Annotated in this window: 14 protein-coding genes and 1 tRNA gene; 10 read left to right on the forward strand and 5 right to left on the reverse strand. The window is 40.1% G+C overall.

All coding sequences use genetic code 11. From position 1 onward, the window contains the following. Position 1: 1 nt before the first annotated feature. The 5 genes from LPH68_RS06595 (at position 2) to LPH68_RS06615 (ending at position 7,994) form a co-directional block, all read left to right on the forward strand. Entirely contained in the window at positions 2-1,093 is a 1,092-nt protein-coding gene (locus LPH68_RS06595; protein ID WP_004315926.1) for a hypothetical protein, read from the forward strand. Between the two features lie 166 nt (positions 1,094-1,259). Further along, on the forward strand, positions 1,260-2,900 hold the full coding sequence (locus LPH68_RS06600) for an LTA synthase family protein (protein WP_230296885.1): 1,641 nt from the start codon (positions 1,260-1,262) through the stop codon (positions 2,898-2,900). Between the two features lie 8 nt (positions 2,901-2,908). Then, entirely contained in the window at positions 2,909-4,123 is a 1,215-nt protein-coding gene (locus LPH68_RS06605; protein ID WP_118219704.1) for a glycosyltransferase family 2 protein, read from the forward strand. A 70-nt stretch (positions 4,124-4,193) separates the two neighbouring features. Continuing rightward, positions 4,194-6,851 carry an ATP-binding protein gene (locus LPH68_RS06610; RefSeq protein WP_118219706.1) on the forward strand — a complete coding sequence of 886 codons (2,658 nt, stop codon included), beginning with the start codon at positions 4,194-4,196 and terminating at the stop codon, positions 6,849-6,851. A gap of 45 nt (positions 6,852-6,896) precedes the next feature. Next, positions 6,897-7,994, forward strand: coding sequence for an endonuclease/exonuclease/phosphatase family protein (locus LPH68_RS06615; protein ID WP_009039452.1), 1,098 nt, complete (start codon positions 6,897-6,899; stop codon positions 7,992-7,994). A gap of 47 nt (positions 7,995-8,041) precedes the next feature. Here LPH68_RS06615 and LPH68_RS06620 read toward each other — a convergent pair whose 3' ends face one another. Beyond that, complete coding sequence (locus LPH68_RS06620) at positions 8,042-11,287, reverse strand: TonB-dependent receptor domain-containing protein (protein ID WP_004311593.1); 3,246 nt, start codon at positions 11,285-11,287, stop codon at positions 8,042-8,044. Positions 11,288-11,503: 216 nt separating this feature from the next. After that, positions 11,504-13,195: an energy-dependent translational throttle protein EttA gene (gene ettA, locus LPH68_RS06625; protein ID WP_004311592.1), complete on the reverse strand. Its 1,692-nt coding sequence runs from the start codon at positions 13,193-13,195 to the stop codon at positions 11,504-11,506. Positions 13,196-13,316: 121 nt separating this feature from the next. On the opposite strand from ettA, the gene LPH68_RS06630 reads away from it, so the two are divergent. Further along, positions 13,317-13,389: transfer RNA gene (locus LPH68_RS06630), tRNA-Lys, on the forward strand. A gap of 72 nt (positions 13,390-13,461) precedes the next feature. On the opposite strand, the gene LPH68_RS06635 is transcribed toward LPH68_RS06630, so the two are convergent. Continuing rightward, positions 13,462-15,333, reverse strand: a complete 1,872-nt coding sequence (locus tag LPH68_RS06635; RefSeq protein ID WP_149943817.1) for a PAS domain-containing sensor histidine kinase — start codon at positions 15,331-15,333, stop codon at positions 13,462-13,464. A 193-nt stretch (positions 15,334-15,526) separates the two neighbouring features. Further along, positions 15,527-16,912 (reverse strand): GDSL-type esterase/lipase family protein, encoded by a 1,386-nt coding sequence (locus tag LPH68_RS06640; protein ID WP_004311590.1) that lies wholly within the window; start codon positions 16,910-16,912, stop codon positions 15,527-15,529. Between the two features lie 91 nt (positions 16,913-17,003). Here LPH68_RS06640 and LPH68_RS06645 point away from each other — a divergent pair, with 91 nt between their 5' ends. From LPH68_RS06645 to mtgA, 3 genes are all read left to right on the forward strand, one after another. Beyond that, on the forward strand, positions 17,004-18,356 hold the full coding sequence (locus LPH68_RS06645) for an MATE family efflux transporter (RefSeq protein ID WP_004311589.1): 1,353 nt from the start codon (positions 17,004-17,006) through the stop codon (positions 18,354-18,356). 162 nt (positions 18,357-18,518) lie between these two features. After that, a complete protein-coding gene (locus tag LPH68_RS06650; RefSeq protein ID WP_008017353.1) occupies positions 18,519-19,235 on the forward strand; it encodes an OmpA family protein in 717 nt (238 codons plus the stop codon). Next, positions 19,213-19,956 carry a monofunctional biosynthetic peptidoglycan transglycosylase gene (gene mtgA, locus LPH68_RS06655; RefSeq protein ID WP_120080457.1) on the forward strand — a complete coding sequence of 248 codons (744 nt, stop codon included), beginning with the start codon at positions 19,213-19,215 and terminating at the stop codon, positions 19,954-19,956. The genes LPH68_RS06650 and mtgA overlap by 23 nt, the downstream gene beginning before the upstream one ends. A gap of 270 nt (positions 19,957-20,226) precedes the next feature. Here mtgA and LPH68_RS06660 read toward each other — a convergent pair whose 3' ends face one another. After that, entirely contained in the window at positions 20,227-20,730 is a 504-nt protein-coding gene (locus LPH68_RS06660) for an RNA polymerase sigma factor (RefSeq protein ID WP_004300346.1), read from the reverse strand. Positions 20,731-20,969: 239 nt separating this feature from the next. On the opposite strand from LPH68_RS06660, the gene LPH68_RS06665 reads away from it, so the two are divergent. Then, on the forward strand, positions 20,970-21,530 hold the full coding sequence (locus LPH68_RS06665; protein ID WP_004313396.1) for a LemA family protein: 561 nt from the start codon (positions 20,970-20,972) through the stop codon (positions 21,528-21,530). Positions 21,531-21,538 lie beyond the last annotated feature (8 nt).

The raw sequence follows: 21,538 nt of genomic DNA on the forward strand, positions 1-21,538 counted from the left end.
AATGAAAATAATAAGAAAAATTATTCTAGTTGTTATTTGTGTAATATTAGTTGACTATATATACCAGTATAATCAATTTCAAAAGTATAATCAGGCTCCATTAATTATCAAGACTCCGGAAGGTAGTAACCAACCCTATCACCCATCAGTAATATACATTCCGGAAGGATGGAATGGATATAAATACTGGATGGCGGAAACTCCATATCCCTTAGGTGAGGATGGTGATTGGAAAGGATTGCCTCCATATAGAGAACGATGGGAAAATCCATGTGTGCATGTATCTAAAGACGGAATACATTGGAACGATTTTGAGGACTCTCAAAATCCAATAGATGATTTAGACGAAAACAATATTATAAATAAAGATTATTTTTCAGACCCACATTTAGTCTTTTATAAAGATACTTTAGAGTGCTGGTACCGCATCAGCCATCAAAAAAATAATGCTACTTATATATTACGCAAATATACTCTCAATGGAAAAGACTGGTCTCCCCGAGAGGTGATGATAAATCTACAAGATACCTCTATCATAAAAAATGAAACAGGTAATATGGTTATAAGCCCTGCGATACATAAAGGTACTAATGGATATGTAATGTGGTATGTGAACAGTATAGAAAAGCCAAGAGAAATCTGTAGAAGTTTTTCTACAGATGGGAAAAAGTGGAGCAAAAAAGAAACATGTCATCTACCTGACAATTCTGTTACCCCTTGGCATATTGATTTAGCATATATAGACAAAATATATTATCTAGTTATATATGATTATGATACTAATAACCTAGTATTATACTCCAGTTCCGACGGCTTATCATTTAACAACAAAAAATATATATTATCCAAAGCTCCAATGCTGGGTTCTTTTTATTCCTATGGTTTATATCGAAGTTCACTTATTAAGGACAATGAAAAATATAAGCTATATTTTAGTGCTTTTGAGAAAAAAACTGCTATAGGACTAATGGAAGGAAATTCAATAAGTACATTACATGCTACTTCTGCAGAGGGAAATTTTATATCTTTCTGCAAATTTCCAATTGTATATTTGAGGAATAAAAAACAGTCGCTAAAGGAATTATTTCAATAGCATAGTTGAAAACAAACAATATAATTATGATTGGCGGCACCTTAAGCGTATTTAAAAGTATTTGCAGACAAAATAGTGAGATAGAAATATGAATATAAAATTATTAATCAAACAATTTACATTCCCCTTGTCGTTAATATTACTATGCTATATTAATTTACAATACATGCACTACTCAATTCTTATTGATAAATATTCTCTTACTCCATTCTCATATCTGGAGAATATCATTCATGCTTTTATCGATATATGCCTATTATTCTTTATTCCACTTTATCTAATTGGAAAAAAGACTTATTTATTTTTCATTCCATATACTATCATTACAATACTGGTAATTGTAAATGTATCTTATAGTAGATTCTTCTACACATATATGCCTCCAATATTATATGGAGAATTCAACAATCTTGACGGACTATCAGCTAACGTATTTGCAACTATTAGGTTCTCTGACATTACAATACTAATAACAACTCTTGCAAGTATCTTATCTTATAAACAATTTCATAGAGCTTATTCTGAAATAAGAAGAAAGACACGAAGAATCTTTTCCCTTTACATATTAGGAATTGCATTTATTTTATTAGGAGGATTAATAGCTACAGCAACAATACATTGGTCATCATTAAACTACAAGTATGTTCACCCTTTTAAAAATAGTCCAACAGAAAGTATATTCAAATTCGGAATAATTTATGGGACCATTATACAATGTGCATCAAACAACAAACAAGACTGTAACCCAGAGGAAGTGGCAAAACTGGAACCATTCTTTTACGAATCAAAATATAGTATTGAATATCCACCAAAAGAAAATATTATTCTCATTATAGTAGAATCCCTTCTTTCGTTCCCTACAGATCTAAAAATAAATGGAATAGAAATTACTCCTACCCTCAACAAATTAGTAGAAAAAGGAGCATACTACAATAATAACATGACTTCTCTGATACAATTAGGCGAATCGAGCGACGGACAATTCACATACCTCAACGGACTTATACCCAAAACAAAAGGTGTTACCATTTACGATTATTTTAATAATACTTTCGTGTCCTTGCCCAAACTTTTAAAGAAACAAAAACCTGGAATCGAATGTAGAATGGTTATTCCTACTTCATCTAAAACATGGAGACAAGATGGAGTATGTATCCAATATGGGTTTGATAAACTCCATTCACGAAAGGAATATACATTGAGTAATTATAAAGAAAATTGGTTAAATGATAAGCTTCTTTTTGAATATGCAGCAAGCATAGACAAAAATAGCAAACAACCTTTTTTCTCACTTATCCTCACATCATCAACGCATTCTCCATATACCAAAGCAGTTGAAGACTACCTCATTCCATTCCCTGACACATATTCAGAAGAATTAAAAAATTATCTATCTAATGTGCATTATATGGATAAATACTTAGGTAAGTATTTGAATTTCTTAAAAGAAAATCATCTTTACCACAATTCTCTAATTATAATAGCCAGTGACCATTCCATTTCAAATGACTGGCTTAAATCCAAAGAAGAAGATAATGTTTCTTTTCAAATCCCATTGTATATTGTAAACTCTCCACAAAAGATCGACAAAACAAGCGATTATGTTATCACGCAAGCTGATTTATTTCCAACCCTTCTTGATTTGGGGGGTATTCATTCTGAATGGAGAGGAGTAGGAAATAGCTTACTTTGCCCTGATTCCATTTTGAACACCGAAAGAGAAAAAAAACGAATAATATATAGAGAAAAAATTTCTGATATTATATTAGATAGTGATTATTTTAAAGGAAAGAAAATATCTAAATAAATACAGCTATGAACGAAATCATCACTCTTTGTCTTGAAATAATTTTCTGGTTTGCCTTGTTCATTGTGTTCTACACATATCTGGGCTACGGAATTGTGCTTTACGTTCTCGTCAAGTTGAAAGAACTTTTCGTGAAGCCTGTGAAGCGTTCGTTGCCGGCATCGGACGCTGGTTTGCCGGAAGTGACTCTCTTCATTACAGCATTCAATGAAGAAGATGTTATAGACGAAAAGATGGAGAACAGTCTTGAACTGGACTACCCTGCGGACAAACTGCATATCGTATGGGTGACAGACGGAAGCAACGACGGTACGAACGAACGACTGAAAACCCGTTGGCAGGGAAAAGCGACCGTACACTTCCAACCCCTACGACAGGGTAAGACAGCCGCAATGACACGTGGAATGACGCTGGTGGACACTCCGCTCGTCGTCTTTACGGATGCTAACACTATGGTAAACCGGGAAGCAATACAGGAAATTGTACTTGCTTTCCAAGACCCGAAAGTGGGCTGCGTGGCCGGCGAAAAACGGATCGCCGTACAGACCAAAGACGGAGCCGCTGCCGGTGGGGAAGGTATTTACTGGAAATACGAATCAACACTGAAAGCACTTGACGCCCGCCTCTACTCTGCTGTAGGAGCAGCAGGCGAACTATTTGCCGTGCGTCGTGAACTATTCGAAGCAATGGAACCGGATACGTTGCTCGATGATTTTATTCTTTCGCTCCGGATCACCATGAAAGGTTATACCATTGCTTATTGCACCAATGCTTACGCCATCGAAAGCGGTTCGGCAGATATGCGCGAAGAAGAAAAGCGGAAAGTGCGCATCGCTGCGGGAGGATTGCAGTCCATCTGGCGACTTCGTCCGTTGCTGAATCCTTTCCGCTACGGGACACTTAGCTTTCAATATACGTCTCACCGGGTATTGCGATGGTCTATTACTCCGTTCCTGTTGTTTGCTCTCTTCCCGCTGAATATTGCGATTCTGCTGTTAGGCGGTTCCGCGATATTCTACGGAGTGCTGCTTGCCATGCAGGTTCTTTTTTACGGATTGGGATATTGGGGATATTATCTATCCACCAAACAGATAAAAAACAAGTTGCTTTTTATCCCCTACTATTTCCTATTTATGAATGTCAATGTGCTGAAAGGCATCCGTTATCTGAAAAAGAAAAAAGGAAGCGGAGCCTGGGAAAAGGCGAAACGCGCTGAAAAGTAAAACAAATGCTATTATCTTTTGTTATCCTTACTATAAGACATTAGTCTCTATCATCTAATAAAAAACAGACATGAACAAAATATTACATGATGCGAATAACGCACAAAGAATATTGAAACTGACGGCAGATACAATGCTATTGGTTGACAGGCACGGAGTCTGCGTAGACATTGAGCCTCATTGTGATCTATGGTTTCTGCAAGAGGATATACTTTTAGGAAAAAATATATTTGAGCTTTTACCAGAATATACGAGAGAGAGGGTGATGCCCATCTTCCAGATTGTACTCGAAGAACAAAGAAGCATCAGCAAGAACTTCAAGTTGGTGCTGAAAGGCGAAACTTTTTACTTCAAATGCCTCATGTTCCCTTATGACGGTATGGTGCTTTGCCAATATCGCGACATCACGCAAAGAAGCAACGTAAAAAGACAGTTGGAACAGGCAAATCTCACCCTGCGGGCTATCCAAAAGGTAGCCCAGATAGGACAATGGACGTACAATACGAAACAGAATATTTTTCATTATCTTGGATATACCGGTGTTTTGTGCGAGGAAAATGTGCAAAACCTTGCCATTGAGAAATATGTGGAACTGATTGTAGAAGAAGACCGTCAGAGTTTTATGGAATGGTGTCGGGTGAACGAAAAAGAACTCAACATGGAAAGCATCAGCTACCGTGTCCGCCTGAACGGAGAAATCTTCTATATGCGTATCCAGACTTATCTGCGTGAACAACGCTCCGACGGTAGTTTCAATATCGAAGGCTATATCCAGAACATCACGGACATACAGCATCGTAGAAATGACATCAATACACTGACTCATGCCATCAACAACGCCAAAGAAAGTATCTTTGCCGCCAAGCCCGATGGCACGATTATCTTTGCCAACCGTCGTTTCCTGTACAATCATGGTATTTCAGAAAACGAAGACATCAGTCAATTAAAGATTTACAATGTCGCCGCAGATATGCCTACACAAGAGGCTTGGAACGAACGTTGCAAAGATGTCATACACGGTGGCAGCAGTAACTTTGTGGCTCATCACCCATCTAAAATCAATAAAGGTATATTGGCTTATGAAGGCACGATGTACAACGTGACCAATGATTCCGGAGAAGAAAGTTACTGGTCGTTTGCCCATGATATTTCCGAGAGGATTCGGTACGAAGCCCAAATCAAACGGCTCAACCAAATCATGGATACAACCATCAACAATCTCCCTGCCGGGATTGTAGTGAAGGAAATCAACAACGACTTCCGATACATTTACCGGAATCGGGAGGCCTACAACCGCGATCTTTATAAGAACGACCCTGTCGGCAAGAATGACTTCGATTTCTACCCGCCTATCGTAGCCGAAAAGAAGAGACAAGAAGATATCCAGGTGGCCACCACCGGAAAAGGTCTGCACTGGACTGCTGAAGGAAAGGACAGAAACGGAAACATGATTATCCTCGACAAACGGAAAATCCGGGTGGACGGTGACGAATTGTCTTCGCCTATCATCGTCAGCATCGAATGGGACATCACGGAGCTGGAAATGATAAAACGGGAACTTCAATCGTCGAAAGAGAAAGCGGAAATGTCTGATAGCCTGAAGTCGGCCTTCCTCGCCAATATGAGTCATGAAATACGTACGCCGCTGAATGCTATCGTAGGTTTCTCGCATCTCATTGCCGAAAGCGACGATGCGGAAGAACGGAAGACGTATTATAACATCGTAAACGCGAACAACGAACGTCTCCTGCAACTTATCAACGAGATTCTCGACCTCTCGAAGATTGAATCGGGAACCATCGAGTTTTCCTTCGGACCGGCTAGTCTCCATAATCTCTGCCGGGAAGTGCACGATGCTCATATATTCCGTACTCCGCAGGGAGTAAGCCTTGTCTATGAATCCTCGGACGAAAGTCTGATGATTGAAACGGACAAGAACCGGGTATTCCAGGTGATTTCAAATCTGATTGGAAATGCTGTCAAGTTTACGAAGGAAGGAAGCATCAGTTATGGTTACAAACTGGCGGACAATCAGATTGTATTCCACGTAACGGATACCGGAACAGGAATTGAACCGGAGAAAGTGGGGCGTGTGTTCGAGCGTTTCGCAAAGCTGAACAATCATGCACAGGGCACTGGGTTGGGATTATCTATCTGTAAGTCTATCGTTGAACGTCTCGGGGGCAAGATTTCCGTCAGCTCCGAATTTGGTAAGGGAACGACGTTTACATTTACTTTACCATACACGATTGCAAATCCTGCAAATGTGGATTCTTCAAAGAAAGAGAATGGTGAAGGGAACATTGCTGGAATAGCATCTGCCGGGAAAACTGCAGATTCGAGTGTTGACAGTTCTGCAAATACACGGCACGCCTGTATTTTGGTTGCCGAAGATACGGACAGTAACTTCGACTTATTGGAGGCTATTCTAGGTAAAGACCATCAGCTTATACGTGCGCATGACGGAATGGAAGCTGTCACGATGTTCGATGAGGTGAAACCGGATCTTATCTTGATGGATATCAAGATGCCGAATCTGGACGGACTGGAAGCTACAAAAATCATCCGTGAACTGTCTGCCACTGTTCCTATTATTGCTCAAAGTGCCTTTGCATACGAACAGGACAGGAAAGCGGCTGAAGAAGCGGGGTGCAATGATTTTATAGCTAAACCAATAGCGGATGATAAATTGAAAGCAATGATTCATAAATGGTTGCTTCCTTCGTAGAGAGCTTAATCCCTCATGATACAACCAGCAAATAATTTAGATTAAATGAAAGCCTTTTACAGACTGTTTTATTACATATCCATCGTGCTGACCAGTATTTTGGCAGGAGTTACCATTGCGGGTGCTTTCGTAGGCAATGCCGCACCGGATAGTTTCAAATTTATGCCTTTCATCGGTTTGATACTGCCGATACTTTTATTGGCTAATCTTGCTTCTGCTATCTACTGGACGATTCGTTGGCGGTGCTGGGTTTTCATCCCTCTGATTGCTATATTCAGCAATTGGGGATATATGAGCTGTGTATTACAATCGCCTTTTTTCAGTCCGGCTTCGTCACCGATGGTTAAAATGAATGTATATACTCCGGGAGTGTTGACGGTTGCTACTTACAACGTCGATGCCTTTAACCACGAGCATACCGGCTACTCATGCAAGGAGATTGCTTCTTACATGAGAAATCTGCAAGCAGATATTCTCTGTTTTCAAGAATTTGGCATTAACGATGAGTTTGGCATCGATAGTATATCCGCAGCTCTTTCTAATTGGCCGTATCACTATATTCCTTCTTCGCCCGAAGGGAAGAATCTGTTGCAACTGGCTGTTTTCAGCCGTTATCCTATCAAGGAGGAGCATCTTATCATCTATCCTGATTCGAAAAATTGCAGTCTTGCATGTGATATTGAAATCAATGGTCGCACCATCCGCCTGTTCAACAATCATCTCCAAACAACAGAAGTAAGCCAGAATAAACGCAAACTGGAAAAGGGACTTCGTACGGATGATTCCCAAAGAGTGGAACATGCTGCCCTGGGACTTATCGACGGCTTACATGAGAATTTCCAGAAACGGGCCGTACAAGCTGATCTTCTCAAGCAACTGATAGCCGCCTCCCCCTATCCTACTCTAGTCTGCGGTGACTTTAACTCTCTGCCGTCTTCGTATGTTTATCATACTATAAAAGGTGATAAGTTGCAGGATGGTTTTCAGAGGAGCGGGCATGGGTATATGTATACTTTCAAGTACTTCAAGCATCTGTTGAGAATCGACTATATTCTCCATTCACCGGAACTGAATAGCACGGATTACTTCTCGCCGGATCTTAATTATAGCGATCATAATCCGGTGGTGATGAGGATGAAATAAAAAAGATGCTCCGTTTATTGAACGAAGCATCTTTTTATATAAATATTCTAGAATGTAAACTTAACGCCTAACTGCATCTGCCATGCACTACCTGTAGAAGCAGTATAATCCCATTTAGAATTTTTCTGGAACACCTCGCGAGAAGATGCATTCATCTGATAAGTAAGAGGTTCTCCTACCTTACTTGCTGTTTTTAACAACCTTACATTATCATAACTCTGCAAACCGCAAGAGCGATAAGCCCCCCACTTCGAATTTAATAAGTTACCAATATTCAACATATCAAGACTTACTTGAATACCGTACTTACGGCTACCAATCTTAGCATAAAAATCCTGTGCTATCTTCATGTCAAAACGGTGAATCCACGGTTCTAAAGAAGAAGCACGTTCTACATACTGCCCCTTGTGATCATTCAAATAAGAGTCATTATTTACATAGTTCCAAAAATCTTCTTGTTGGTCTACCGCCGAATAAGTCACATTATTTTGTTTATCTTTAATATCCACAAATGTCATTTCTTCTTTAGAAGCAGGCACATACATCAAATCGGAATAGTTTCCGTCACCGTTCATATCATTAGAATAGGTATAAGAAAAACGTCCTTGTTGGTAACCTGTATAGAACAAAGAAACAGTCGTTTTCATATTCGCATAAGCAACTTCATAAGAAGCATTAGCTATCAAACGATGCGGGGTAGAAAATAAAGAATAAGAGACACCCGGATCATTCAATGAATTAACTGCAACATTATTCTGCCATACTGAAGCCGCCGATGAACCTGGATTTGCCGTCATATCTTTAGCCATTGTATAAGTGTACCCAAATGAACCTGTAAAGCCAAAATCAAATTTCTTCGTTAATACTGCATTAAAAGAATATTGATAACCTTTTTCATCCCCATTAGTCAACTGTATAACGGTTTTCGTCTTAGGATTGTCATAGTAATTATTCTTAGTCCAATATACACGTCCCGGTTGTTCATTATAGGTTCCAGAAGGGGCCTTTTCGTTCATATTCTTCTGAACAACATTATATATATCACGTGTATACATAGCACCAACAGAAAGCATAAATCCATAAGGTAACTGAAACTCTGCATTTACATTACTACGCCAAACTTGAGGCATTTTAAAATTCGGATCCACATAAGCTATAGCACCGGGGACCTCATTTCCCGGAGTTGATGGAAACATATCCGGATTTTGGGTAAGAGTTTCTTTATAATTTGGATTAAAAGCAAAGTTTGCCGGTAATTCCGAAGTCTCAAATTCGACCATATTTTGCATCTGACCTGCATTTGTCGGTTGGTTAGTGAACCATACAAATGGTAATAACCCTGTAAACAAGCCTGTACCTCCAGTCAAAACAATAGAACGGTCACCTTTTATATCCCAATTAAATCCTAAACGAGGAGATATTAACAATTTACTTTTCGGCCATTCGGATACGTCAACATTCGTTCCATTAAATGACTGTTCTTTGATAGCCGCATTCCCTAACAAATCATCAAAATATAACGGTAAATCAAAGCGTAATCCATATGTCAATTTTAAATTAGGTGTAATAGAATATTCATCTTGTGCATAAGCTCCCAACATACCAAATGTCAGTTCAGCTCCCGGAGCGTCTTTTCCATTATATCCATAAGTAATGCCATACAGCATCGGTTTTTCTCCCGTCATAAAATCGTCCATTGAAGCATAACGATAATATCCATAAGGAGCACGTAAATATGAATTCATGAAATACTGTCTTTCAAATGTTGCACCGGCAGTTATCAAATGGTTTCCTTTATTAATAGTTACATTGTCAGTAACACTAAATACATTATTCTCGACATCATTAAAAGGAGTAAACAATTCTGTACCCAATGTCATATACTGCTTACCGTCCTTGTAAATATCAACCATTGGAAACGCATCTCCCTTAGTTGTACGAGAATCTCGGATATGGGTATAAGTCACTAATAATTTGTTTTGTACTGAAGAAGAAAAATTGCTATTCAACTCACCGGAAAGAGACGTTACAATATTTCTAAAACCATAGTTGGAATTTCCAAATGCAAATGCATCAACCCCATAACGGTTTGAATTAGCTTTAGTGATTACCGAAGAAGTTGAACTAATACTAGCATCATTTTCTGATTTCACTGTGTTAAAACGTAATGACAGTTTATGACTTTTATTAATATTCCAATCCAAACGAGCCATAAGCTTCCAATTTTTACTCTCGAAATCATCAAATTTATCATAACTTCCCGGATCATATCCATATTTATCCTTTACAAAATCACTTATTGTCTTCAAATCCTTTATCCAAGTTCTAGAAATATGATTTTGATTATCCCCACTTCCACCTTCTTCTTGACTAGGAGTCCACAAAATACCAGGGCTAGTACTATTTTCTAATTCTCCATTTACAAAAAAGAATAGTTTATTTTTTATTATCGGAGCTCCTAATGTAAAGCCATACAAACTGGATTTATAACTTTCCACATTAGGAACGTCAACATCGTTAATAGATTTTCCTATAAAATTCTTTGGTTTCTGATATGTATAAACTGTTCCCTTTAATTCGTTTGTACCACTCTTGGTTACAGCATTAATAGAAGCTCCCGTAAAATTGGAATACGTAACACTATAAGGAGAAACATTAACGCTAATTTCATCAATTGCATCAAGTGAAATAGGCTGCGCATCTCCACCCGGCAAATTATTAGTACTCAAACCAAAATTATTGTTCAAAGCTGCACCATCCACAGTTATTGTATTATAACGTCCATCACGTCCGGCAAAAGAATTACTGCCACCCGCATAAGGAGAAAGTTTAGTAAAGTCAGTAATACTACGATTAATAGTAGGCAATGTCGTTAACTGACGCTCACTCACATTCGTTACAGTCCCCATCTTCTCTACTGTTTTCTGTGCTGTTACTATAACTTCATCCAATAATTCAGAACTTTCCTTTAAAACTACATTTAAAGTGTATACTTCTCCTAACGATAAATTTACACCTTTATAAATAGCAGTCTGATAACCAACATAAGAAACTTCAACTTTGTAAGGACCACCGGTACGCATACCTTGCAAATTAAATTGACCACTGATATTAGTCACTGTACCATAACGTGTACCTGACGGCTCGTGGATTGCAACCACAGTCGCTCCAATGATAGGTTCATCTTGTGCTGTAACCTTACCACTCATACTAGAAGTGGTAACCTGCGCACTAACGGTAGCAATGACCATGAGCATCGCCGCTACTAAAAAAGATCGCATTCTCTTTAACATAAATGTAGTTGATTAGTTAATATAAATTGTTTGCTTTTAAAAACTGTGCACAAATATAATTAATAATATTTAGAACTACATTACGATTATACTACAATTTTTTAAGAGAGATAAACGTTTTCCCTTGTTATAAAACGATAAAGGCTCCACAATATTTGCAGAGCCTTTTATTTTGAAACAGAAAGCATTATAAATGCTTCAATCTATTACTTTATACTAGTCAGTCATTAACTTTCTATAACGAACACGTTTTGGTTCTTCATTTCCCAAACGTTTCATTTTATTTTCTTCATATTCTGAATAAGAACCTTCGAAGTAGAATACATTGGAGTCTCCTTCAAAAGCAAGGATATGTGTACAGATACGGTCGAGGAACCAACGGTCGTGCGAGATAACTACTGCACAGCCGGCGAAATCTTCCAAACCTTCTTCCAAAGCACGTAGTGTGTTTACGTCGATATCATTGGTAGGCTCATCGAGCAACAGTACATTACCTTCTTCTTTCAAAGCCATCGCCAAGTGTAAACGGTTTCTTTCACCACCGGACAGTACGCCGCAGAGTTTTTCCTGATCGCCTCCAGAGAAATTGAAACGGGAAAGGTATGCACGCGCATTCACATCACGTCCCCCCATACGGATCAACTCATTACCACCGGAAATTACCTGATATACACTCTTATTCGGATCAATATCTCTGTGCTGCTGGTCTACATACGCCACCTTTACAGTCTCTCCTACTTCAAATTCTCCTTTATCCACTGTTTCCAATCCCATAATCAGGCGGAACAATGTCGTCTTTCCCGCACCATTAGGGCCAATCACACCGACAATACCATTAGGAGGAAGCATAAAGTTCAAATCGTCAAACAGCAATTTATCACCGTATGCTTTAGCCACATGTTTGGCTTCAATGACCTTATTACCCAGACGGGGACCATTCGGAATAAAGATTTCAAGTTTCTCTTCTTTCTCCTTCACGTCCTCATTCAGCAATTTGTCATAAGAGTTAAGACGTGCCTTACCTTTCGCCTGACGGGCTTTCGGAGCCATGCGTACCCATTCCAACTCACGTTCCAGTGTTTTACGACGTTTACTGGCGGTCTTTTCTTCCATTTCCATACGTTTGGTCTTCTGTTCCAACCAGGAAGAGTAGTTACCTTTCCAAGGGATACCTTCACCACGATCCAGTTCAAGAATCCATCCGGCAACGTGATCGAGGAAGTAACGGTCGTGCGTCACAGCAATAACCGTACCTTCATATTGTTGTAGATGTTGTTCCAACCAGTCAATAGACTCTGCATCCAAGTGGTTGGTAGGTTCGTCCAGCAAAAGCACATCCGGTTTCTGCAGCAACAAACGGCAAAGAGCTACCCGGCGACGTTCACCTCCGGAGAGATTTTCTACCGGCTGATCTTCAGGCGGACAACGGAGAGCATCCATTGCACGCTCCAACTTGCTATCCAGATTCCATGCATCAGTTGCATCAATGATATCTTGCAATTCACCCTGGCGAGCAAAAAGAGCATCCATCTTATCCTGATCCTCATAATACTCCGGCAAACCGAATTTCTGATTGATTTCTTCGTATTCTGTCAGTGCGTCAACAATGGGTTGCACACCTTCCATCACTACTTCTTTTACTGTCTTTGTGTTGTCTAAATAAGGTTCCTGTGCCAAATACCCCACGGAATATCCCGGAGAAAACACGACTTCTCCCTGAAAGGATTTCTCCAAACCGGCGATGATCTTCAATAACGTTGATTTACCAGAACCGTTCAAACCGATAATACCGATTTTCGCTCCATAGAAAAACGACAGGTAAATGTCTTTCAGCACATTCTTATTAGGAGTGAAAGCTTTGCTCACTCCTACCATTGAGAAGATAATTTTTTTATCGTCAGCAGCCATAATGTATGATTATATATTGTTGATAATGGCACAAAGATAAGAAAAATGTTTGAATTCTTTTGGAGTTATAAAAAAATGTTCTACCTTTGCACCCGCATTCGAAAGAAAGCACTGAAGGACTGATTCGCTAGCTCAGCAGGTAGAGCACAACACTTTTAATGTTGGGGTCCTGGGTTCGAGCCCCAGGCGGATCACAAAACATAAAATTAATCCCTTGATAATCAGTCGTTATCAAGGGATTTTCTTTTAATATTCTTCACATATACTTATTCTACAAGCATAGAGCGACACGGTAATTCGATTATAAAAGTAGTACCTATCCCCAGTTGGGAATCGACTAATATCCGCCCGTTCATCTTCTCGACGATCAATTTGCAGATAGGTAAGCCCAAACCGGCCCCTTGAGCAAAGGAATCCAATTTCTCAAACCTTTCGAATATCTTTTCAAGCATATTCTGCGGGATGCCCCGACCGGTATCTTTAACACCGATTCTGACAGATTGGTGGTCTACCTCATAGAAGACTTCCACATGTCCGGTGGTAGTGTTCTTTAAGGCATTCGAAAGGAAATTACTCAAGATCTGTTTGATACGCAGTCTATCCAGTTCTACCAGAGAATCATGTGCCGGATAGTTAGTCAGAAGTTCAACGCCGGATGGTACTTGATGAGCATACTCCGCTACACTCTCGTCAAGAAGCTCGGTAAGATTAACCCAGTCCGGACGCAATTCCAGATAACCGGATTCTATTTTAGAAAGATCAATTACATCATTAATCAGATTTAATAATAGTTTGTTGTTATGTCCAATCAGAGAATTATATAGTTCCTTTTCCGCTGCATTTTCCGTACTAGTCAACAGGCTTGAAAAGCCGACAATAGCATTTAAAGGAGTACGGATTTCGTGACTCATATTAGCCAGGAAAGCGGACTTTAACCGATCGGACGCTTCAGCTTTATCACGTGCCTTGACAAGCATTTCTTCTGTCCTTTTCAGTTCTGTGATATCATAATTGATGCTGATAATCTCGATAATCCGGTCTTGCGGGGCATATTTCTTTACTAACAGATTGACATGCGTCCATATGTATGTGCCATCCTCCCTAAGGACACGCATCTCTTTGCTAAGTTGGGTGGTAAGTCCATTTCGTGCGTCGTCCAGAAAACGAATCAACAAGGCACGGTCATCGGGGTGGAAATGCCGGTATGTGCCAAAGATGTCGGACAACGGAGTTTCATACGCTTCACCCACATTTCTGTACCAACTTTTTTGAGCATAGCCGTGTCCACTCAAAATATTGAAGTGGGCATAACCGACCTTGGCATAATCACCGACCAGTTCAAAGAACTCCTCAAACTCCTGAATCTTATTATAGGCTACCGTTGTTTCTGTCTTATCCGCATTAATCAATAGATAGTTTATCGGTTGATGCTCACTATCATATAATGTAGTCACTTTAGTCACTAAATCAATTGTACCCTGTTTTTGGGTATTCTGATAATACGAACCAACCTTCGAGAAGTCATAACGGAAAGTAAAGTCGGCATCTTCATTTTTCTTCAGCCGTTCTTTCATTTCTTTCGGAAAAATAGGATTCTCAAAAATATTGATACCCAATACATCTTCTTTCTTCTCTATATGAAACATTTCTAATTCCTTATCGTTCAGATCCACCAATACCCCATCCATATCGTATAATTCGATACCAATAGGCAAATACTTGAAAATGTTAGATAAGAGACGCTCACTGTATTGCAAAGCTTGGTAAGCAGATGCCATATCAGGACCATCTTGCACTTCGGATATACCATAGATGATTTCGTTTCCGTCTTCATCCGTTTCTTGAAAGCATACCTTGCTACGTACCCAAACAGATCCTTTCACCGTATCAAGCAAATACACCACCTCTGGCCATTGATACACACCAAAGGAATGAAAAGTTGCAGAATGTTGCTCCTCTTTCTGAATACGTTTATTGAAATCTTCAAAACTAATAACTCCGGTCTGATCCAGACCTAATAACTCTACTATAAAGTCAGAACATTCATAATTCGCAGTTGATAAATTGGCTTTCCACCATCCCATATTAGCGTTAGCCATCAACTGCGAGAAAAAGGTAAAATCTTGTAGTCTATTCATAACGCTATTTATCATTTTATTATTTTTCGGGCGCAAAAATATAGATTGGTAACAAATCTAACTTTCAGAAAGACACTTTTTTTAGCATATTATAAGAAGATTATTTGTGATTAAACTAAAAAATTTCCGGTTAAAACTTTCTCTAAAAGAGATTATTTCAACCGGAAATTTTACAATCGTCAAGTTCCTTATTTTACTTTTTCAAGGACTGATAAACAGCTTTTGCCATCACTTTAGCCCCTTCTTCATTCGGATGGATCTTATCCGGAAACAACTGGGGCATTCCGTCCATTGCTGCGTGAAGATCGATGACAGACAAGTTATTTTTCTTGGCAACCTTCTTTATCATCGGAATGATTTGTTTAGAGATGATATCATCGTTGATATTATCACCGGTCTGATAGGCTTTAGAAGGATAACAAAGATAAATCTTCGGTTGAGCTGGCAACGCTTTGAAAGCATCGACCATCGTTTGCAGATCTTTCGTGAAGTCGGCCTTATACTTCCAGTTGAATGATTTACTGTCATTCGTACCCAACTTGATAACAACGATATTAGGATTGAAAGCCAGCGCATCCTGATAAGCCTTTTCATTCATATAAGGATGATCGCCCTTGTTCAGCAGAGTGCGGGCACTGACTCCGAAATTCTTTACCCAATAAGCCTCTCCCAACATACGGCTCAACACAGCCGGATAACTGTCACGATCACGATTCTTGATACGTGCTCCATACGTAATACTATTTCCAATGCAAGCTACACGGATAGCATCTTTATGAGGTACTTTGAAACTACGGAGCCAAGACGTCAGTTCGTCCAACATTTCATTCTTATAGAGGAAACCCTCGCGAATTCCCCATCCATGTCCACCGGAAGGATAAATATGAAGCACTGAAGGAACATTGTTCTTGTTCAGCGCCAAATAATAATTAACTCCGTTAGCAGGCGGAACGACTTTATCATCATCACTATATACGATAAAAGCACGCGGTGTATCTTTCGTCACTTGCTTTTCATTAGAATATTCAAGTTCCAATTCAGCAGAAGCATCTTTTCCCAAAAGGTTGTCGTGAGAGCCTCTATGGGTATAAGATTTATCCATCGTAATCACAGGATAAAAAAGAATCTGAAAGTTCGGACGAAGTTCGGGCTTGGCATGAGTGGCAATGGTAGAAGCCAGATGTCCACCGGCAGAAGAGCCCATGATACCAATGTCATTCGGGTTCAAATTCCAGACATCGGCACTGTCACGCACCAATTTCATTGCTGCTTCAGCATCCGAAATGGGTAATGTACGATCACCGTTCGGCATCCGGTATTTTAGCACAATCAATGCAATACCTTGTTTATTAAAGTAGGGAGCCCAATCACAGCCTTCGTGTTCGAATGCCAAATGTGAATATCCACCTCCCGGACACGCAACCACAGCACGCCCCGTTGCCAGTTCCGGCGCAGGAAGGAATACGCGAAGTGAAGGTTGTTCAATATCAAAAGGTTTCGGAACATTTTGCGCTACCACTCGTGAACCAGCAAAAAAGAGAAGCAGCAAGATAAAAATAGTAGAAAATTTCTGTTTCATAGTATCTATGTACTTTGATTAATGAATAATTAGATGCGCGAAGATAGTAATTTTGCGTATCTTTGCACCCCATTTTGATTAGAAAAATTATATGCAAGGAATAAAGAATCTGACACAAGGCCCTATCAATCGTCAACTGTTTAATCTGGCAATGCCGATCATGGCAACGTCGTTTATCCAAATGGCATATAGCCTCACAGATATGGCGTGGGTAGGACGACTGGGAAGTGAAGCCGTAGCCGCCATCGGTTCTGTCGGAATCCTGACCTGGATGTCCGGTTCTATCTCCTTATTAAATAAGGTGGGATCTGAAGTGAGTGTCGGACAATCCATCGGTGCGCAAAGCCAGGAAGATGCCCGCAGTTTCGCATCTCATAACATCACGATTGCTTTGATTATTTCCATCTGTTGGGGCACACTCCTTTTTATATTTGCAGAACCTATCATACGCATCTATGAACTCGAAGATCATATTACGGCCAATGCCATCCAATACCTGCGGATTATTTCTACCGGATTGCCTTTTATTTTCCTTTCCGCTGCCTTCACCGGAATTTATAATGCAGCAGGGCGCAGTAAAGTCCCGTTCTTTATCAGCGGCACAGGATTGATACTGAACATCATTCTGGACCCACTCTTCATTTTCGGTTTCGGGCTGGGAACCAATGGTGCGGCATACGCTACCTGGATTGCGGAAGCAAGCGTTTTCCTGATTTTCGTCTATCAGTTGCGTTGCCGGGATGCCCTGCTTGGCGGTTTCCCTTTCTTCACGCGGCTAAAGAAAAAATATACACGGAGAATCTTTAAACTGGGATTGCCCGTGGCTACTTTGAATACGCTATTTGCCTTCGTCAACATGTTCCTTTGCCGCACCGCCTCGGAACAGGGAGGACACATCGGCCTGATGACTTTCACCACCGGAGGACAAATTGAAGCAATTACCTGGAATACCTCACAGGGATTCTCCACCGCACTAAGTGCCTTCATCGCCCAAAACTACGCCGCCGGACGAGTGGAACGGGTACTTAGAGCCTGGTATACGACTTTATGGATGACGGGAATCTTCGGAACATTCTGCACATTACTATTCGTTTTCTTCGGGAATGAAGTTTTTGCCATATTCGTCCCCGAACAAGCGGCCTACGAAGCCGGAGGTGTGTTCCTCCGTATCGACGGATATTCGCAGCTTTTTATGATGCTCGAAATCACCATGCAGGGAGTATTCTACGGCATCGGACGCACCATCCCTCCTGCCATTATCAGCATCAGTTGCAACTATATGCGTATTCCGCTTGCCATCCTGTTTGTACGGATGGGCATGGGAGTGGAAGGAATCTGGTGGGCAGTCTGCATCACCACGGTTGCCAAAGGGTTAATTCTTTTGAGTTGGTTCATTATTATTAAAAAGAAGTGTTTGAGTATTCCTTCAACGATAAAAGGATAATTATCATTTCCCTTTATTAACAAACAAAGGGGCTCTTCCGAGTTATTTTAACTTAAAAAGTACACGCTTGCCAAATAATATGTATCTTTGCATTGTTATTAATAATGCGAAGTGATTCGTATAAAAACATTTTTTATAAACCAATTAAAAAACATCAACATTATGAACAAGATGAAATTTATGGTTCTCTTCATGAGTATTGCCATGATATTTGGTAGCTGTGGAAGTATGAACAACACTGGTAAAGGTGCTGCTATCGGTGGTGGTTCGGGCGCTGCACTAGGTGCGATCCTGGGAGGTGTTATCGGTAAAGGTAAAGGTGCTGCTATCGGTGCTGCTATTGGTACGGCAGTAGGTGCAGGTACAGGTGCTCTTATCGGTAAAAAGATGGACAAAGCAGCAGCAGAAGCAAAACAAATTGAAGGCGCACAAGTAGAACAGATAACAGACAACAACGGATTGCAAGCCGTGAAAGTAACATTCGACTCGGGTATTCTTTTCACTACCGGTAATGCAAATCTAAGTGCTGCTGCTAAATCTGCTTTAAGCAAGTTTGCCAACAATGTGCTCAACCAGAACCGGGATATGGACGTGTCTATCTACGGATATACCGACAACCAGGGCTGGAAAAACAGTACTGCTGCACAAAGCCAGCAAAAGAACCTGAACTTATCACAAGAACGTGCGCAAAGCGTGTCCAGTTACTTGTTGAGTTGCGGTGTTTCCACCAATCAAATCAAGAGTGTACAAGGAATGGGTGAAAGCGATCCCGTTGCAAGCAATGACACTGCTGCCGGTCGCGAACAAAACCGTCGTGTAGAAGTATACATGTACGCAAGTGAACAAATGATTAGAGATGCACAAGCAGCTACTCATTAAAAAATTACTGCGCTATACGCGCAACCTGCTGATTTTCTTCTTTACATCAACACTACTGGCAGTGATTATTTATCGTTTCATGCCGGTTTATGTAACTCCATTGATGGTTATCCGAAGCGTTCAGCAAGTTTTTTCAGGAGATAAACCCACGTGGAAGCACACGTGGGTTTCTTTTGATAAGATATCTCCCAACCTGCCGATGGCGGTCATAGCCTCCGAAGACAACCGTTTTGCCGAACACAACGGGTTCGACCTCGTAGAAATCAAGAAAGCGATGAAAGAAAACGAAACACGCAAACGGAAACGGGGAGCAAGCACCATCAGTCAGCAGACAGCCAAGAATGTATTCTTATGGCCGCAATCGTCGTGGGTACGCAAAGGGCTCGAAGTCTACTTTACGTTTCTCATCGAACTCTTCTGGTCGAAAGAGCGAATCATGGAAGTCTATCTCAACTCTATAGAAATGGGAAATGGCATCTACGGCGCACAAGCAACCGCAAAAAATAAGTTCGGAACAACAGCCGACAAGCTGACCCGGGGACAATGTGCACTCATCGCCGCCACCCTCCCCAACCCAATACGATTTAACTCGGCGAAACCTTCGTCATACATACTAAAACGACAAAGTCAGATATTACGGCTGATGAATCTGGTTCCTAAATTCCCACCGGAAGAGAAGGCCGTTGAAAAGAAAAAAAGCAAAAAAAAGAAAAGCAAATAACAAGAAAGAATTTATAACCTAGTTTAATTTACGATTAGACGAATAGGTGATTTACGATTAGACAATTTACGATGTACGATTGAAATAACTTTTGGAATTATAAGTACTTATCTTTGCATAAGTATCTCCTCATTCACAATTCAAATTTCAATCGTACATCGTAAATCGTTTAATCGTAAATAAAATTAGGTTATAAAAAAGGAAGGAGCAATGAGAATCTATCTCTTTGCTCCTTCTGCTAATAAGCTTGTTTGTATGCGTTATCCTCATTTATACAAAATCTTTCAATTCCTGTTGTAAACGTTGACGTGTGAAGAATATGCGGCTCTTCACTGTGCCTAATGGTAATCCTAATTTCTCTGCGATTTCGCGGTATTTAAAACCAGATACGTGCATAGAGAAAGGAATCTTATACTCCCGGGGGAGTGCGTTGACGATGCGGTGCATTTCTTTCAGGTCGTAAGCACCTTCCGTACTTTCAAATCCTGAATCTTGTGGCAGATTTAAGTGATAATAATTATCGGTTGTGTCAACAAAAGTTTGATCGCGTACTATTTTACGGTAGTTATTTATAAAGATGTTACGCATGATAGTGTACATCCATCCTTTGAAATTTGTGTCCGGAACATATTTTTCTTCATTATCTAATGCTTTTAAAGATGTTTCCTGCAATAAGTCATTTGCTTCTTCACGGTTGGCCGTCAATTTATAAGCAAAACGAAGCAACTCTTCCTGTACTCCAATTAAATCTTTTCTGAAACTTAAACTTTTCATACTTTAATGGTTTTATGGTTAATATTCGTTTTTCTCGATGTTTGCAAGTTTAAAGGTATTTTGCTTATCAAGCAGGGTAGAATCCGTTATTTTTTAGGGGGACATTCTATCAAATGACAGATTTTAGGTGCTTTCTGATAGTTTTTAGGTGGTATTTGCGAAATTTATCCCCTACTGCTTGGTTAAAAGAACCAAATAGATTACTTTTGATTTTATATTATTAAATAAAACAAAAAGCTATGACCATACTTATTATTGTAGGGATTATTGTATTACTGGGCATCATCTTTGCTTCCATGTACAACTCATTAGTGAAATTGAGAAACAATCGTGAAAATGCGTTCGCCGACATCGATGTACAGTTGAAACAACGCCATGATCTCATTCCCCAACTGGTAGACACCGTGAAAGGATATGCCGCACATGAAAAGGAAACGCTCGACCGGGTGATTCAGGCACGTAACGGTGCAGTGGGCGCAAAAACGATTGATGATAAGATAGCTGCCGAAAACCAGTTAAGCTCTGCTCTTGCAGGATTGAAAATCACTCTCGAGGCTTATCCCGATTTGAAAGCTAATCAGAATTTCCTGCAATTACAGGAAGAAATTGCTGATGTAGAGAATAAACTGGCTGCTGTCCGCCGTTACTTCAACTCGGCAACTAAAGAATATAATAACGCCGTACAGACATTCCCATCGAATATAGTGGCAGGAATGACCGGATTCCAAAGAGAAATCATGTTCGACCTGGGGAAGAATGAACGTGCGAATCTGGATCAGGCACCTAAAATAAGTTTCTAAACTCTTTA

Source organism: Bacteroides sp. 1_1_30, assembly GCF_020982715.1.
GTDB classification, from domain to species: domain Bacteria; phylum Bacteroidota; class Bacteroidia; order Bacteroidales; family Bacteroidaceae; genus Bacteroides; species Bacteroides xylanisolvens.